The following is a 15,474-nucleotide window of genomic DNA, read 5'->3' as shown; positions in this document are numbered from 1 at the left end:
CGCTATAACAAAAAAACTAGTCTGGTGTTGAAGGGGGACGCTATTTCATTACAGAATGCTAAGAGGATTTTTCTGTTCGTTAACAATCAGACATTAATGAATCGATAATCCGGGAGGTAGATGGTCATGGAACAAACGACAAGTGAAGTAACAATTGAGGAATTGCCAGGAGGGGGATGGACCAACGATGAAAGAAACCGGGTTAGTTTTTCCCTTGATTTTGCAACGACCCGAAAACTCCATGAACTGGCGTTCAATTTCGGAATAACTGTGGATATGGCACTTATGGCTTGTTATGCGATTCTGCTTGCCAAATATACCGGCGAGGATGATCCTGTAATCGGGTATCTGTTGGAAAGACAGATGTTTCCTATACGTTACTCTCCTACTGTACATAAGCCATTAGGTAAGTTTCTGTTAGAGGTCAAGCATACCACGATGCAAGCACTCGAGGATCGGAATATGCGAAAGAATCTGAACGGCAATCCGTTCATCAAAGCGGCCTTTACTTGGCAAAGTGCCAATACCACTCCAGATGAATCCGATCAGTTGGGGACGTTTGAGCTTGCTTTGACGGCTTTTAAGAAGGAATCTATCATGATGCACATTGAATATTCGGCCCGGTTGTACAGAAAAGAAACGATCGAGCAGATGGGCGGCCATTTGAGCCGAATTGTGCATGAAGTGTTTAATTTCCCCGAGAATGCGATTGCCGACATACGCATGATGTCGGAAGTAGAGGAGAGACAGATTCAGGCTTTCAGCAGAACTAAGACGGACTATCCTTCCGGCCAAACGGTCCATTACTTGTTTGAGGAGCAGGTGCGCTTAAACCCCGATCGCCCGGCGGTCATGACCGAGGAGCATCGGATGTCCTATCGGGAATTGAACGAACACGCGAATCAGCTTGCAAAAGCACTGCAGTGTCACGGCGTTAGGCCGGAGAGCGTCGTTGGCATTATCGCGGACCGGTCTGTCAGCATGATTGTCGGGCTTACAGCCATATTGAAAGCGGGCGGCGCATATATGCTCATCGAAGCCGATTCTCCGCGTGAAAGAATCGAATATATGCTCGAGGACAGTCAGGCGGGATTTTTGCTGGCCCCTTCCAGTTGGAAGCCTGACATTGCATTTAAAGGAAAAGTAATTTATTGGGACAACGCGCAGCAAAACCTCGACAACGGTTCCCATACGATATCTGCTGTAACCTCGCAAAGTTTAGCGTATATCATCTATACTTCCGGATCAACGGGGACACCGACAGGGGTCATGGTTGAGCATCGCAACATCGTAAGCCTGGTCAAGAATACCAATTATTTCAACTTTTCCAAGGAGCATCGAATTTTGCAAACCGGTAAAATTGCATCCGATGCGTCGACCTTTGAAATTTGGGGATCCCTTTTGAACGGATCTACCTTGTATTTGATGAATGACACGGACTCATTTGACATTCGCAAATTGAAGGAAACCATCATCGACCACTTTATTACGGCTTGGTTCCTGACTACGGCTCAGTTCCATAATCTGGCCGAACTGGATCCGGGCATCTTTCGTACGGTAGACACCTTGCTAATCGGCGGAGAAGCGTTATCGCCGAAGTACGTAAATGCCGTAAGGAAGAGGTGCCCTGATCTGCGGATGATCAATATGTACGGTCCGACGGAAAACACGACGTTCTCCACTTATTTCCCGATCGAACGTGAATTCGAATCCGCCATTCCAATTGGCAGACCAATATGCAATTCCTCCGCTTATATTCTTGATAAACAGTTAAATCTTCAGCCGATCGGAGTAGTGGGAGAGCTTTGCGTCGGAGGAGACGGTATCGCACGGGGGTATGTGAACCGGCTGGAATTGACAGAAGCCAAGTTTGTGGAACATCCGCTCCTTGGGGAACGGTTATATCGAACGGGGGATTTGGCCATGTGGCTGCCGGATGGCAATATCGAAATGATCGGGCGAATCGACGATCAAGTGAAGATCCGAGGGTATCGAGTGGAACCGGGAGAAATCGAGACTCGGCTATTGGAACACAATGGAATCTCGAAAGCCGCGGTAGCCATCAAAGCCGACAGAAGTGGAAATCCGATAATATGTGCGTATTTTGTTGCGAAACAGATGTTGTCCGAAACGGAAGTGATGGCGTATTTAGCCCGAAATTTACCTGAATATTTCCTGCCCTCTCTTGTAGTACAAGTGGAAAGCTTGCCGCTCACCCCTAACGGGAAAGTCGATAAAAAAGCTCTGCCGGACCCTGATTTTCTTCGTCCGATGCTCGTTAACTGACACGAAGCGATAAATGAATCGAAAGCAAATGCTTAATAAGATTTGGCTGGACAAGGATGCCGAGCAAATCGAGACCGCATATTTGACCAAATCCGTCGATCCTTTATGTACAGTCAGCTCCAATGATGGATGGGAGGACTCCGTTTCCAATAACCGAAGCGATTATACGGGAATGAATTGTCTACCCGGCGCATCATAGCCGCAAAAAGGGGCCGTTTCTCAAGATCTAAGATCATGTGGAACGGCCCCTATTTTCAGTATGTTTTACTATAAAACGTAAAGAGAATGGCATAGATCTCTATAATCTGTTGTCCTGGGTGGGTAAGCTACTCTTTAACCGAACCCAGCGTAATCCCGTGAATGAAGAAGCGCTGGAGGAACGGATAGACGATGAGGACGGGCAGCATCGCGATGAAGATCTTGGCGGCATCGAGTGTCCGGTTGGACAACTCCGACAAGCGGCGGTACTGGTCCTCAGACATCGTCGATGGATCGACCGAGACGACAAGCTGCTGGATATACGTCTGGAGTGGATAGAATTGTTCACGGGACATGAAGATCAGACCGTACAAAAATTCATTCCAGTGATACACGATACTGAACAGCGAGACGGTCGCCAGCACCGGCACGGCCAGCGGGATGTAGATCTTGAACAGGATGTACCATGGTCCCGCGCCGTCGACCAGGGCGGCTTCATCCAGCTCCTTGGGCAGGTTGCGAAAGAAGTTCATCGTGAGGATGACGTTGAAGACGAGGGTCTGCGCACCGCCGACCAGGACAAGTGCCCAGATGCTGTTCAGCATGTTGAGCTCTTTGACCGTCAGATAAAGCGGGATCAGGCCGCCGTTGAATAACATCGTGAAAATGAGAATCCACATGAACACATTGCGCCCCTTGAGCTCTTTCGCTGTCCGCGAGAGCGGATAAGACATGAGCACAACCATGATAAAGTTGAGCGTAACCCCCAGCAGCACTCGATGGGTCGAGATCCAGAAGGACCGGAAGAACTGATTGTCATTGAGAATCTGGGCATATGCGTTAAGATTGAAATCGACCGGCCATAGCCAGACCTTGCCGGCCGCAGCGGCTGAGTTGGAGCTAAGCGAAAGGGAGAGCGTGTACCAGATCGGCAGGATGCAAGACAAAGTTATGCCTATCAGGACAACAATCAGTATAATATCCGTCACGCGGTTGCCGAACGTCCGATCTCTGACCACGGTCAGCACCTCCTACTCTAGTTGGAATGGGATGCGTTTGTATAGCTTTGCATCAGGATGAATCCTTAGAATATGCGATAGTTAACAAAACGGTAAGCCAGATAATACGAGACGGATATCAGCAGGAAGCCTACAACGGACTTTAGCAGGCCGACGGCGGTCGCAAGTTCATATTGCAGGTTGAGCAAACCTGTACGATAGACCCAGGTGTCAATAATATCACCTGTCGAATAGACGAGCGGGTTATACAGATTGAAAATTTGGTCGAAGCCCGCGTTAAGCACATTACCCAAGCTAAGTACCGTAAGCAATACGGCTGTAGTGCGGATCCCGGGCAGCGTAATATGCCAGAGACTTCTCCAGCGTCCTGCGCCATCGATGTTAGCAGCCTCGTACATTGCCGGGTTGATTCCGGTAAGCGCAGCAAGATAGATAATGGTACCAAAACCGAATTCCTTCCAGACGTCACTGCCGACTACAAGGAACGGAAACAGCTGGGCATCGGCAAAGAACAGTTTGGGCTGGAATCCGAACAAAGCTGTCAGTTGATTAACGGGTCCGTTATAGGAGAACAGATCGAGTACAATGCCCCCCAGAATAACCCAGGATAAAAAGTGAGGCAGATAGACAATGGTCTGAATCCAGCGCCTGAGAATCATTAGACGCAGCTCATTGAGCATCAGTGCAAACAGCAGGGGCGCAATCAGGTTGGCGACAATCTTCATGGACGCGATGACTAGCGTATTGCTGAAGACTTCCTGTGTATCCTTCAGCAAAAACATATACTTGAAGTGTTCAAGCCCCGCCCAATCCGAGCCCAGTATTCCTTTGCCTGGATTAAAATATTGGAACGAAATGATGATGCCGAACATCGGAACGATGCTGAAGACGAACAGCCATAGAAATCCCGGAATCAGCATCAGATAATAATGTTTGGCGAAGCCTTTCATTCGCATGACAGCACTCCTTTCCCCGCATCCTGCATCGAGTGTTCCAGAGCTCCTGACAGGTGCCTCAAGCTCTGGCTATATGATTCGTTATGAAGCCTTAAGATGATTACTGCGCAAGCGCATCCTTAACCTCTTGGGTAATCTGGTCGCCGCCTTGACGCTTCCAGTTTTCGACGAAGGTGTCGAATGTCTCTAATGGAGCCGCACCCATGATGATGCGCAGAAAGGTCTCATCCTCTAACTTGCGCAGATTCACCCAACGGCTCTCCATTAGTGGCGTTTGCTCATACAGAAGACTGGACACCGCCTCAAACTCGGTATCAACCAGCGGCCTGCCGCCCACCATGATGGAGTACGCTCGAGTCCATGCTCCCCAATTCGCTTCCGGGTTCCATGTTGATATATCCATAGAATCGTAAGGCTCCTTTTTGATCGTCTTGATACTTGCGATGTCCGAAGGCAGCAGTTTGTAGGCTTTGTCATTCGCAAAATCCTCTGCGGTTTTATTGCCTGCCAGCACATCACGGAGGGCTTTGACCGTAAATTCAATTTCATCGGATGGAGCGTACACCACGCGGAGCGGATAATAACCAGGCCCGCCTTTGCTCGGGTCAAAGGTGTTCTCCTGCTCGTTTTTAAACAAATTGTTTAGTAATTTCATAGGAACTTCCGGATGCTCGTAATTTTTCCGAACCACCACAAACTCAGTTGAAGGCGTGGCAGCATGTGGTCTAAATTCGCCATTTTGATTTAAAGGCAGGGCGTAAGCTTGCCAGTTGGCTTCGGGATCGTTTTTTACGGCATTGGTTAGCGGGCCGTAAGCCATCCACCAAGGCGCAAAGAACATTCCGGATTTTCCAGCGATAATGGGTTCATCCGCTTTGTTACGAACACCCATCTCTGGATCAATAAGTCCCTTGGAATACAAATCTCTCAAATTAGCTAACGCCTCGCGAGTCTCCGGCAGGATCGACCCGTACACAGGGCTGCCATCCTCGCCCTCGAGCCAGTATCCAGGGAACGCGTCATGCGCGGAGAAAATGGGGTCAAAACCGTACAAATTGTTCTTCGACTCAAGGAAGTTCGCATACAGCTTACCGCCGCTCTCCGGTCCGGTAATCCCAATCGTGTCGCGCTTACCGTTGCCATCCGGATCATCTTCGACGAAAGCACGGGCGACGTCCTCAAGTTCTGCCATCGTGGTTGGCGGTTCAAGGTTCAGCTTATCCAGCCAGTCTTGCCGGATCCACAAGAGGTGAATGCCATCGGCATTGGCTTGAACACCCGGAAGGGCCATGATTTTGCCATCGAAGGTTACTGCATCCAAGGCAGCACCGTTGGTGTTTTCAATGATGCTCTTTATATCCGGGGATGCATATCGCTCATACACCTCCGTTAAATCGGCAATCTGATCGGCTTCGACCAATTGGCGCAGCTCAACGGCATTAACGACCATAGCATCCGGCAAATCGTTACTTGCAATAGCGAGACTAATTCTCTGGCGAAGATTCTGGCCGGTGGCAGCAAATTGATGATCGACGTCCACATTAAGCGCTTCCTTAATCTGACGAGTGTATTGATTGTCCAGCGGCGTGTCGCCAGGCGGCAGCTCATTATCGGTGGGATCGATTTCAATACTGATGCTGATCTGGACAGGCTCTTCGTAGCGGCCAAATGGATCAGCGGGTTCGCTTGACTCCGCGCTTTTCTCCGGTGCAGCCGGCGTGTTATTAGTTGTGTTGCTGCAAGCACCTAGCACGAGAAAGCAGGCCAGTAAAAGCGCTAACGGTTTTGACTTGTTTTTCATAATTACACCCCTTCTACCAGATTGAATGGAATAACTATCCTTATGGACCATTTAACTGTAACACAATGAAACCGCCTTCAAGGATAGAAGGTGGTTTCTAAATGAGGGGGTCATTTGTACAAAAATTTACGGCTGCTCCGGATGGTTGGACATTTCACCTACTAAGGAGAAGACATTTGTCTACCCGTGATTTTTTCATTGGAAAGATAACAGCTTAGGCATCTGATTTATTGAAATCTTTGCTCAATAATCATTTTTATTTGTGTTATATTCTAGAAAGATTTTTCACCTGTTTCTGTTTATGCACGTCATAAGCAATACCATTCAAAGAGAGGAGGAGTCTAGTTCAATTGGAAGACCCAATAAAATGGAGCAGGACCCAGGAGAGCACTCGAATCTGCAGTCATTCTTACTGAGAAAGTATGGATGGGGGTGAGACGATGGAACCGGAAAAGGATTGGAAATCCGGCCTGAAGCGATTGACCTTGAAAAATAGAATTCTTTTACTGTTCGCCGCAGCAACATTGATCCCGTTCATCTGCACCTGTTATCTTTCCTACAACACCATTACATCCATTCTGAATACGAAGCTGCAATCCGGCATTCAAAGCAATTTAAAGCAGGTCAGATTGTCGCTTGAGAACACGCTGAACAATCTGAACCACGTTTCCCAACAACTGACCTTCAAGGGGAATGTCGGTAGGCAGCTTGAAAAGTTTTTGACAGCGAAGCAGCCATATGACCGGAGTTATCTGACGGACGAGATCAAAAGTCAGCTGAATCTCATCACGTTCACTAATCCCAATGTAGGATTAACGTTGTATTATTTACGCGACGATCAGACCACTCTTTTTGAGAATACCGGCATGAAGCAGCCATTCCATATCGATAATCTTCCAATCCTCGCAGAGTATTATGGCATCACCTATTTTGGACCGCATATCAGTCAAGACCGTTTCAACAATCAATATGTGCTTTCCGCGTTGCGAAAGGTGGATTTGCCGGAGAGGGAGGATGCCTATGTCTACATTGAGTCCGGTTTCAAGCTGACGCAGAGCATTCTTGATTTGGATGAAGTCAGCAAGCATACCAATCATTTAATTCTGGACAACAACGGAAGAATTTCTTACAGCGAACTTCAAGATATCTTCCCTGAAAATTCATTTTTTTCGGACACACTATCGCCATCCCTGGTAACAGGTATTACGTCCGACTATTATTGGTATCGACAAGTCAGCAATCAGGGCTGGAGCGTGGTCTCGCTTATTGCGAAATCCGACTACAACCGCGAGAAAAACCGCTGGATGATGCAGATGCTGGGGCTGGCGCTGCTGTTCGCCGTAGTCAGTCTGACGATTGGCTGGCTTCTATGGAAAATGGTGTACCGGCCGCTGTCGCGCTTCCATAAGGAGATCAAATCGATTGCGGGCAGCAATTTTAATGCGGCAGCCACGCAATCGAGCATACCGGAATTCGAGATGTTGTTAAACCAATTTCAACATATGAAGGTTCAGATTACGCAGCTGTATTCTGAAATCAAGGCCAAGGAGAAGCGCAGAGCGGATCTGGAGATTGAGAAGCTTCAGTATCAGATCAATCCGCATTTCTTGATGAACACGCTGGATACTGCTCACTGGCTTGCCGTTATGAACGGTCAGGAGGAGATCGACAGGCTTGTCACTTCGTTGAACAAACTGCTCTACTACAATCTCCGCAAAGGCAACAGTGTCGCGACGATCAGGGATGAGATTGATTCACTGAAACAATATCTCATTCTCCAGCAAATTCGATACAATTTTCAGTTCGATGTCAAAATTTACGTGGACGACGCATTGCTCGAAGTGACGGTTCCCAGATTCATTCTGCAGCCGTTGGTTGAAAATTCACTCTATCACGGGCTGGATGACAACGGCAGAATCGAGGTGGTGGTTAGAAAGAATGACAGACTCGAGATCGAAATTCGGGATAACGGTGGGGGGATCTCTGAGGAAACGATTGAGGCATTGCTTGAGCAGGAACAGACCGAGCACCATCGAGTGGGAATGGGAATCGGACTGAATTATGTCAAACGAATGTTAGCCTTTCATTACGAAGGGAAAGCGAGTCTTTCGGTAACAAGCGAGCTTGGCAAAGGTACCCGCATCATCATTTCGATACAAATCGGGGAGGGGAAATCAACAAAATGATCCATGTTCTCATCGTAGACGACGACAAGCTTGTACGTAAGGGACTGATGTCCTTTTTGCCTTGGGAATCGTTCGGAATGAGAGTTGTAGGCGAAGCTGCCAACGGGGAGAAGGCGCTTGATTTTCTGAAGGCGAATCGGGTAGATCTGTTAATGACCGATCTGGCCATGCCCGTGATGTCGGGCATCGAATTAATTCGGATTGTACGCAAGTTATATCCGGAAATCGCGATCGCCGTGCTGACGCTTCATCAGGATTTTGAATACATCCAGGAAGCGCTGCGCCTGGGCGCCATTGATTACATTGCCAAGGTAGAGCTTGAAAAAGAACAGTTCGAAGAAGTATTTCAGCGCATTCACTCGCGCATTATGGCAGAGAAGCAGAAGCACAAGAACGAGGCGGATTCGATCGTAGAAGTTAATTCTTGCGAAACGGCCTATGCGCTATTGACGTATCCGGATGAGCCAATTACAAGCAGAATGGTTGCGGATTGCGTATCCTTGGGCTGGATAGCCGAAACGGAAGGCTCTATTCTGTTGTGGTTGACCGATCTTACCAGGGAGGTTCAGCCTCAAAGTCCCTATGAAGATGCGCCGTTGCCGCCGCTTCCAAACGGAGTGGGAAGCACCGGATGGCATTTGGTACGGCTGCGGCATACTGCCGGTTTATCTCCCTCCGATCTGTTTCAACGGATCCGCGCCTACAGAAGAAGAGATTTTTTCTACGACTGCGACGGCCATGAGCCCTATCCGATTGAGAAGTCTGTCATGGACCTGCTGGTGGAACAACCTGAACCGGGAGAAGAAGAGACGGAGACTGTGAAGGAATTACTGCATGCCTTCACATGGGTCCATGACGACGAGGCTTTTGATAAGCTTTGTAGCCGATTCAAAGAACTGCGTATACCTGTCTCCAAATTAATGCAATGGATCTACGGTTTTATGGTTGACTGGAACCGGCTATTTAGAGCGATACAACCTGATGAGATCAAGATGCCTGACACATTTACGTGCTGGCGGGAGGTGGTGGACTGGCTGAAACATTTCAGGGAAATGGGGATAACTCTGTCAGGCAGCCTGCAGCTGAGCCCGGAAGTGAGCGGCAGCATTATGAACGCGGTCAAGATCGTACACGACGAACTTGATACTCCGTTATTCGCCATCGATGTAGCGAAGCGGGTCAATTTGAGCCGAAGCTACTTTTATCAATGTTTCAAAGAAATCGTAGGCTATTCCTTCAATGAATATCTGCGCAAGGTACGAATCGATAAAGCGCGGGAATATCTGGAGCAGACGTCGAGGCCAATTGTCTGGATTGCCAAGCAAACCGGATACGAGGATGAGAAATATTTCAGCAGAACTTTTCGAGAGCAGACAGGCATGCTGCCGAGCGAATATAGACAGCAGAATAAGGTGAGGTAAACGATTGCTTGAAATTCCCGATGAATCCTCCTGTGCCTGTTAACTCATGAAATATATAAATATTTTGGGTGTAAATTATAACTTTTCAGCCTAAAAGTTGAGTCAATACTTTATTCTTCATAATGACGTTTAGGCTGATTTTCCAAAGAATAAATCGAAGAAAATCAAATATGTAGCAAGGTTAATGGAGCCACTTGGAAAGGAGCCAGGTGGCTTAATTATTTCATATACAATTTATCAGTCTACTAACACAAGCTAGCTCGGAGGGAAAGCTGGTAGAGGAAGTGACAGATTTGTCATGCTCCACCCGAAGATTGTCATGTCAATCGATGGCACGGTATTGGAATCTCGCTTTATATTAAGCTTATTAAATATAAAGCGAGGAGAAAGCCATTTGGAAAATCCTAAAGGAAAAGAACTAGCCCGTAGATCATCCCTTCCTAAAAGCTATATGTTTTTTCTTGTTGTCTGTCTGCTCTTGTCCGCAGCAATCCCCAGCATCGCTCGTGCCGAAGCCAATGATCGGATTCATCAAATCGAGCGTTTTATTCAAGAACAACACGATCTAAGTAAAATTCCAGGACTCTCGGTTGTTATTGTAGAGAAGGGAAAAACCGTATATCAAAAAGGATTTGGCTATGCAGACGTAAAAACCAAAAGCGAAGTCACACCCGATACATTGTTTGAAATCGGCTCCACGACCAAAGCCTTTACGGCACTCGCTATCTTACAGCTGGAACAGAAGGGACAATTAAAGCGAACCGATGATGTTCGGACCTATATTCCCTGGTTAGAGTTAAAATATAATGGAGAGCCTCAAACGATCACAATAGATCAGTTGATGCATCACACAAGCGGGATTGCTTCAAACACCATCGTCAAGATTCCTGCAAGCAAAGCCGATAACGCACTTGAGCTCACGGTTAGAACCTTGGTGGATCAGCCGCTAAACCGAAAACCGGGCAGCTCATTTGAGTATGCGACCATCAATTACGATGTGCTGGGATATGTAATTGAGCGCGTTACTAAACAGCCTTTTGACATGTACATAAAGCAGCATGTTCTTGATCCAATTGGGATGAAGGACTCCTACGTAGGGCTGCATCAGCTTCAATCCGAGGTAATCGCTACCGGTTATAAACTAGGATTTATGAAGGAACAAGCTTACACCGCACCTGTATACAGAGGAAACATCCCTGCCGGTTATATCATCAGCAATTCAAACGATATCGCAAAATGGTTACATCTCCAATTAGGGTATATTTCAACAAGCGAGATGGACCAGCACCTCATTCAAAAATCGCACGAGCCCGATCTTTCCGTTGAGCCCTTCGACCAGAATACGCATTATGCTGCAGGATGGGGAGTTCAACATGGCTCAGGACAAACATATCTCCTTCATGCCGGCGAAAATCCGACGTTCAGCTCCTATTTCATATTGAAGCCTGACGAACAAGTAGGTGTGGCGATCCTGGCCAATATGAAAACAAGCTATACAACAGCCATTGGACAGGGAGTTATGGATATATGGGAAGGCAGAGAAGTAGCGTACCGCCATGCCGACAGCTATCAGCAATTGGATCAGATATTAACCTATATTTTGGCTGCTATTGCGGCTATAGGAGTTTTGCTCCTGTTTCTATCGGTTAGAGTTATTTTAATGACAATCCGAAAACAACGAATCAATAGGCCTTTCAATTTAAAAAGAGCTTTATGGATAAACTTGCACACATTATTCGTAACCATTGTTATCCTGCTCTTGATCAAGGCTCCGAAAATGCTGCTTGGAGGGGTGACTTGGGGATTTATTAAAGTGTGGGCACCAGCGTCGGTCACCGCATTGTTTTACAGCATACTTGCTTTAAGTGCAATCTATTATATCTATATATTAATGCTAGTCCTCACTAGAAAATCCAAATGACAAATTACCCTGCATAAGAATATGCAACATTGCGGTACGTTGGAAGAGCTTTTTCCATATGTTTCGGCACTCTCTGGTCTACTCCGCCTGCAGCTGCATATATTTCTGGAGAATAAAGGCTGCGGGAGGAGGCAAGGCGGATGAGTGACCCCTTGTATGAACACCGGTTTTGGCTGCAGATTCTTGGCGACCACTGCCGGTTTATTTTTACTGCACTTTCACCGAAGGAAAAAACGGATGTTGCGATTGCTGAACGGTTAAGAGACAACTTCGATGCCCTGCTCGGCGAGGCTAGGCGACCGGATGCATCTGCGTTCATCGACAAACTGACGCAAGAGGCCAGTCATGCTGTGCATGAACTGCGCGAGTTCAAGCTGAATCTGCTGGAACGTCAACTCGCAGGCAAGATAGACCTGCTTCTGACTCCATCTTTCGTGAATCATATGGTGAACGAATTGGAGGAGTACCAGCGAATTCTGGAATCGCTTCTTGAAGGACGCGGCGTTCCCCGTTTTCATGCCTTGCATCACGATCTGCTCTGGCTTCAGGATGCCTTTGGTCATGCGGCAAGCATCGCGGCCGATTTGGATTTTGCGGAGAAGTCCTTGATTGCGAAAAGCATGGCGTTCCAGAAGGATTTTGAAGGCTTTTATCTGAAAGCCGTTGAAATGGTCGGTTATTTACGGACCCATCTTAAGGAATTTCCGGCTATGCACAAATTCCATGCGGATATTGACCTGGAAATAAAGGTGTTCATGCACTTCCTATCGGAGCTTGAGGAGCTTGAATTAACCGGGGAGGTGCTGGATCGGATTAACCCGTTAATGCCTGACCATATGTATCGTGAAGAATGCTACTATCTGTCCAAGCTGGCCGATTTGGGTGAAATAAAGAGCCCGAACTGCGACCCGACTAAGCCCCGTGTTTCTGGTTGATGGAAGCCGGATTAAAAGAACGGTTTCCCAATGTTCTCAAATTTTATGAAGATATATGACGGTAAGCTGTCATATATCTTTTTTTATTCTAGAACTAGGAAGACAACCACAACGAAAGAAGGTAAAAGGAGAGGAAGGGAAACGATGGACCATCCCGTAGAACTGCATAACTACCATACATGGATGGATTTAATTTATCTGAAAAGGCCGATAATTCTAAGAGTAGAGACGCGACCAATTTTATGCTAATCATGCTTAGAAAGGAGAAGGGTTGATGGAAATAGAAAATCTGATCTCGGGAAATTCGAGAGAAGAATTGAGGGCATGGCTGCTGGCACATAGCAAGACAGAGAAATGCTGTTGGGTCATCGTTGGTATGAAACCTAATCCCGAAACGCTGCTGTATTTGGATGCGGTCGAAGAAGCTTTGTGCTTTGGATGGATCGATAGCGTCAAGAAGAAAATTTCTGAAACTGGGCTAGCGCAGAGATTGTCACCCCGAAGTAAAAAAAGCTCCTGGACGGAATTGAATAAAGAACGAGTCCGCCGACTCGAAAAGCTGGGATTCATGAGAGAGGAAGGAAGACGGGTACTTCCCGATATGGACCCCGATTCTTTTAAAATAGATGAGGTTATTGAGCAAAGGATACAAGAGGAGAAGTTAGTCTATGAGAACTTTATGGCATTCCCAGAATTATATAAAAGAGTTCGGATCGACACGATCCAAAGCGTCAAAAATCAGCCGGAATTATTTGGCAGCAGACTAGAAAAATTCATAGTAAACACGAGAGAAAACAAAATGTACGGTTCATGGCATGATCATGGTCGGCTGCTGGACTATTAAGTTGAGCTCCCTTAGCAGCGGGGGGACACGGTTTGAAGAGTGGGAAGTAATTTCTATTGGCTCCGCTGACTGAAGACGATAACAACAATAGTAACATTTTTGCAAGACTAATCATCACGGTTTTCGTTACAAAATCATACATGTGTCATGAGTCGCCAGGTAGGCGGCTTTTGTTTTTTTCAAAGAATGTATTGACAGCATAAACAACCATATTTATAATTCTCCATAACAACTGGTATAGACAACTACATCTCTAGATGTTGGGAGGTGGATGATACGATGAAAGAAAAGAAGAGTGTGATTGATAAGAACAGCGTGATACCACTCTACTTTCAAGTGAAGGAGTATTTGCGAAACGAAATCGCAACCGGGCATTATATACCCGAGCAATTAATACCGTCGGAACGGGAGCTGGCAGAAGAGTTTGAGATCAACCGACTGACGGTTCGCCAAGCGATCAACGAGTTGGTCCAGGAAGGGCTTCTATACAGGCAGCGTGGCGTAGGCACGTTTGTATCACAGCCGAAAATTGAACAGCCTTTGACTTCGCTGACAAGCTTCAGTAAGGATATGGAGAATCGGGGAATCGTTCCGGGAGCACTGGTGGTGTCGATGAAGGTGATCCCGGCAACCAAGCAGGTTGCTTCCCGGCTGCAGATGGATGCTGATGAGGAAGTGCTCGAGTTGGTAAGGGTACGCACCGCAGACGGAGAGCCAATGGCGCTTGAACGTTCCTACCTGCGATACGATCAAGTAAAGCCACTTTATGGTATGGATATGGAGAACGTATCGCTCTATCAGAAGCTAGAGGAGGTTTGTGGAATCAGGTTGGTAAAGGCGATCCAAACGATCGAAGTTGCAAGCGTTTACCCCGATGAGGCGGGCATATTGGAGATCGGACCGCATGAGCCTGCAATGCTGATTGAAAGAATCACGTACACGGAGGGTGCAGATAAACCGCTGGAATTTGTCCGATCTCTATACAGGGGTGACCGATACAAATTCAAGATCGAAATGAATCTATAAACCGGAACTTGCTGACATCTATTCGGGTAACCTTCAACGATTGATCATCAATAAGAAATGTGACCAGGAAGGGGAAAACCATATGCTTGCCTACAAATTTGTCTCGACCATGATGGATCATATTGAACTTATTACGCGTGAAGAAAGCGAGTCCATAAACAAGGCTGCCGAATGGATTGCCGATTCCATAGCAAAGGATGGGCTGCTGCACCTGTTTGGCTGTGGTCATTCACATTTGCTGGTGGAGGATTTCTTTTATAGAGCCGGAGGAATGGTGCCGGTAAATGCCATCCTCGAAACTAGCATCATGCTGCATGAGGGGGCAGTTAAAAGCTCTAAGGTGGAGCGGATGTCCGGTTATGCCGAACATATTCTGGATAACTATATCGTTCATCCCGGAGAAGTTATTATTGTGATTTCCAATTCCGGAATAAACAGTCTGCCAGTAGAAATGGCAATGGCAGCCAAGGCAAAGGGACTGAAAGTTGTTGCCTTATGCTCATCCGCTTATTCCGGCGATGAAACCCGCCACCATTCGGGTCATCGGCTTCGGGATATAGCCGATCTGGTCATTGACAATCATATGCCGCATGGAGATGCGCTGGTAGAGCTGCCATCATCGGGGGTTAAAATGGCGTCGGGGTCAACGGCCATTGGCAGTATTATCCTGAATATGGTGATGACTAGCGTTGCCGAGAAGCTGATCGATCGTGGGATTGAACCGCCAATATATGTAAGCGGCAATGTCTCGGGCGGCTTTGAACACAATCAGGCATATATTGATCGTTACCGCTCGCGGATTAAGCATTTATAACGGCCCCTTGTTACAAGCTGATCGGTGAACGAGGCATGAAGCCTATACGGGTTTCGAAACGAAACGC

At 47.1% G+C, this 15,474-nt stretch carries 11 protein-coding genes; 8 read left to right on the top strand and 3 right to left on the bottom strand.

Annotation, left to right across the window (positions count from 1 at the left end; translation table 11 throughout):
- Positions 1–126: 126 nt before the first annotated feature.
- Complete coding sequence (locus NST44_RS22125) at positions 127–2,286, top strand: non-ribosomal peptide synthetase (RefSeq protein ID WP_210094936.1); 2,160 nt, start codon at positions 127–129, stop codon at positions 2,284–2,286.
- Positions 2,287–2,612: 326 nt separating this feature from the next.
- On the opposite strand, the gene NST44_RS22120 is transcribed toward NST44_RS22125, so the two are convergent.
- The 3 genes from NST44_RS22120 to NST44_RS22110 form a co-directional block, all read right to left on the bottom strand.
- Positions 2,613–3,503 (bottom strand): carbohydrate ABC transporter permease, encoded by an 891-nt coding sequence (locus NST44_RS22120; protein ID WP_340900622.1) that lies wholly within the window; start codon positions 3,501–3,503, stop codon positions 2,613–2,615.
- Between the two features lie 65 nt (positions 3,504–3,568).
- Positions 3,569–4,459: an ABC transporter permease gene (locus NST44_RS22115; protein WP_210094939.1), complete on the bottom strand. Its 891-nt coding sequence runs from the start codon at positions 4,457–4,459 to the stop codon at positions 3,569–3,571.
- A 100-nt stretch (positions 4,460–4,559) separates the two neighbouring features.
- On the bottom strand, positions 4,560–6,260 hold the full coding sequence (locus tag NST44_RS22110) for an extracellular solute-binding protein (protein ID WP_210094940.1): 1,701 nt from the start codon (positions 6,258–6,260) through the stop codon (positions 4,560–4,562).
- A 440-nt stretch (positions 6,261–6,700) separates the two neighbouring features.
- On the opposite strand from NST44_RS22110, the gene NST44_RS22105 reads away from it, so the two are divergent.
- The 7 genes from NST44_RS22105 (at position 6,701) to NST44_RS22075 (ending at position 15,407) form a co-directional block, all read left to right on the top strand.
- Positions 6,701–8,446, top strand: a complete 1,746-nt coding sequence (locus NST44_RS22105) for a sensor histidine kinase (protein ID WP_007131908.1) — start codon at positions 6,701–6,703, stop codon at positions 8,444–8,446.
- On the top strand, positions 8,443–9,867 hold the full coding sequence (locus tag NST44_RS22100) for a response regulator transcription factor (RefSeq protein ID WP_213614024.1): 1,425 nt from the start codon (positions 8,443–8,445) through the stop codon (positions 9,865–9,867). The genes NST44_RS22105 and NST44_RS22100 overlap by 4 nt, the downstream gene beginning before the upstream one ends.
- 451 nt (positions 9,868–10,318) lie before the next feature.
- On the top strand, positions 10,319–11,788 hold the full coding sequence (locus NST44_RS22095; RefSeq protein WP_445670730.1) for a serine hydrolase domain-containing protein: 1,470 nt from the start codon (positions 10,319–10,321) through the stop codon (positions 11,786–11,788).
- 140 nt (positions 11,789–11,928) lie between these two features.
- Positions 11,929–12,723 carry a DUF2935 domain-containing protein gene (locus tag NST44_RS22090; RefSeq protein WP_340900620.1) on the top strand — a complete coding sequence of 265 codons (795 nt, stop codon included), beginning with the start codon at positions 11,929–11,931 and terminating at the stop codon, positions 12,721–12,723.
- A 274-nt stretch (positions 12,724–12,997) separates the two neighbouring features.
- Positions 12,998–13,567, top strand: a complete 570-nt coding sequence (locus tag NST44_RS22085; RefSeq protein WP_340900619.1) for a YdeI/OmpD-associated family protein — start codon at positions 12,998–13,000, stop codon at positions 13,565–13,567.
- Positions 13,568–13,846: 279 nt separating this feature from the next.
- The gene (locus NST44_RS22080) at positions 13,847–14,593 is read left to right on the top strand and encodes a GntR family transcriptional regulator (protein ID WP_007131913.1); all 747 of its coding nucleotides are present in this window, start codon (positions 13,847–13,849) and stop codon (positions 14,591–14,593) included.
- Positions 14,594–14,675: 82 nt separating this feature from the next.
- Positions 14,676–15,407 (top strand): SIS domain-containing protein, encoded by a 732-nt coding sequence (locus NST44_RS22075; RefSeq protein WP_340900618.1) that lies wholly within the window; start codon positions 14,676–14,678, stop codon positions 15,405–15,407.
- The last annotated feature ends 67 nt before the right edge of the window (positions 15,408–15,474 follow it).

The organism is Paenibacillus sp. FSL W8-0919 (assembly GCF_038003785.1).
Taxonomy (GTDB): domain Bacteria; phylum Bacillota; class Bacilli; order Paenibacillales; family Paenibacillaceae; genus Paenibacillus_AQ; species Paenibacillus_AQ lactis.
Note: the sequence above shows the minus strand (reverse complement) of the source record. Positions and strands in the feature narration are given on the sequence as shown.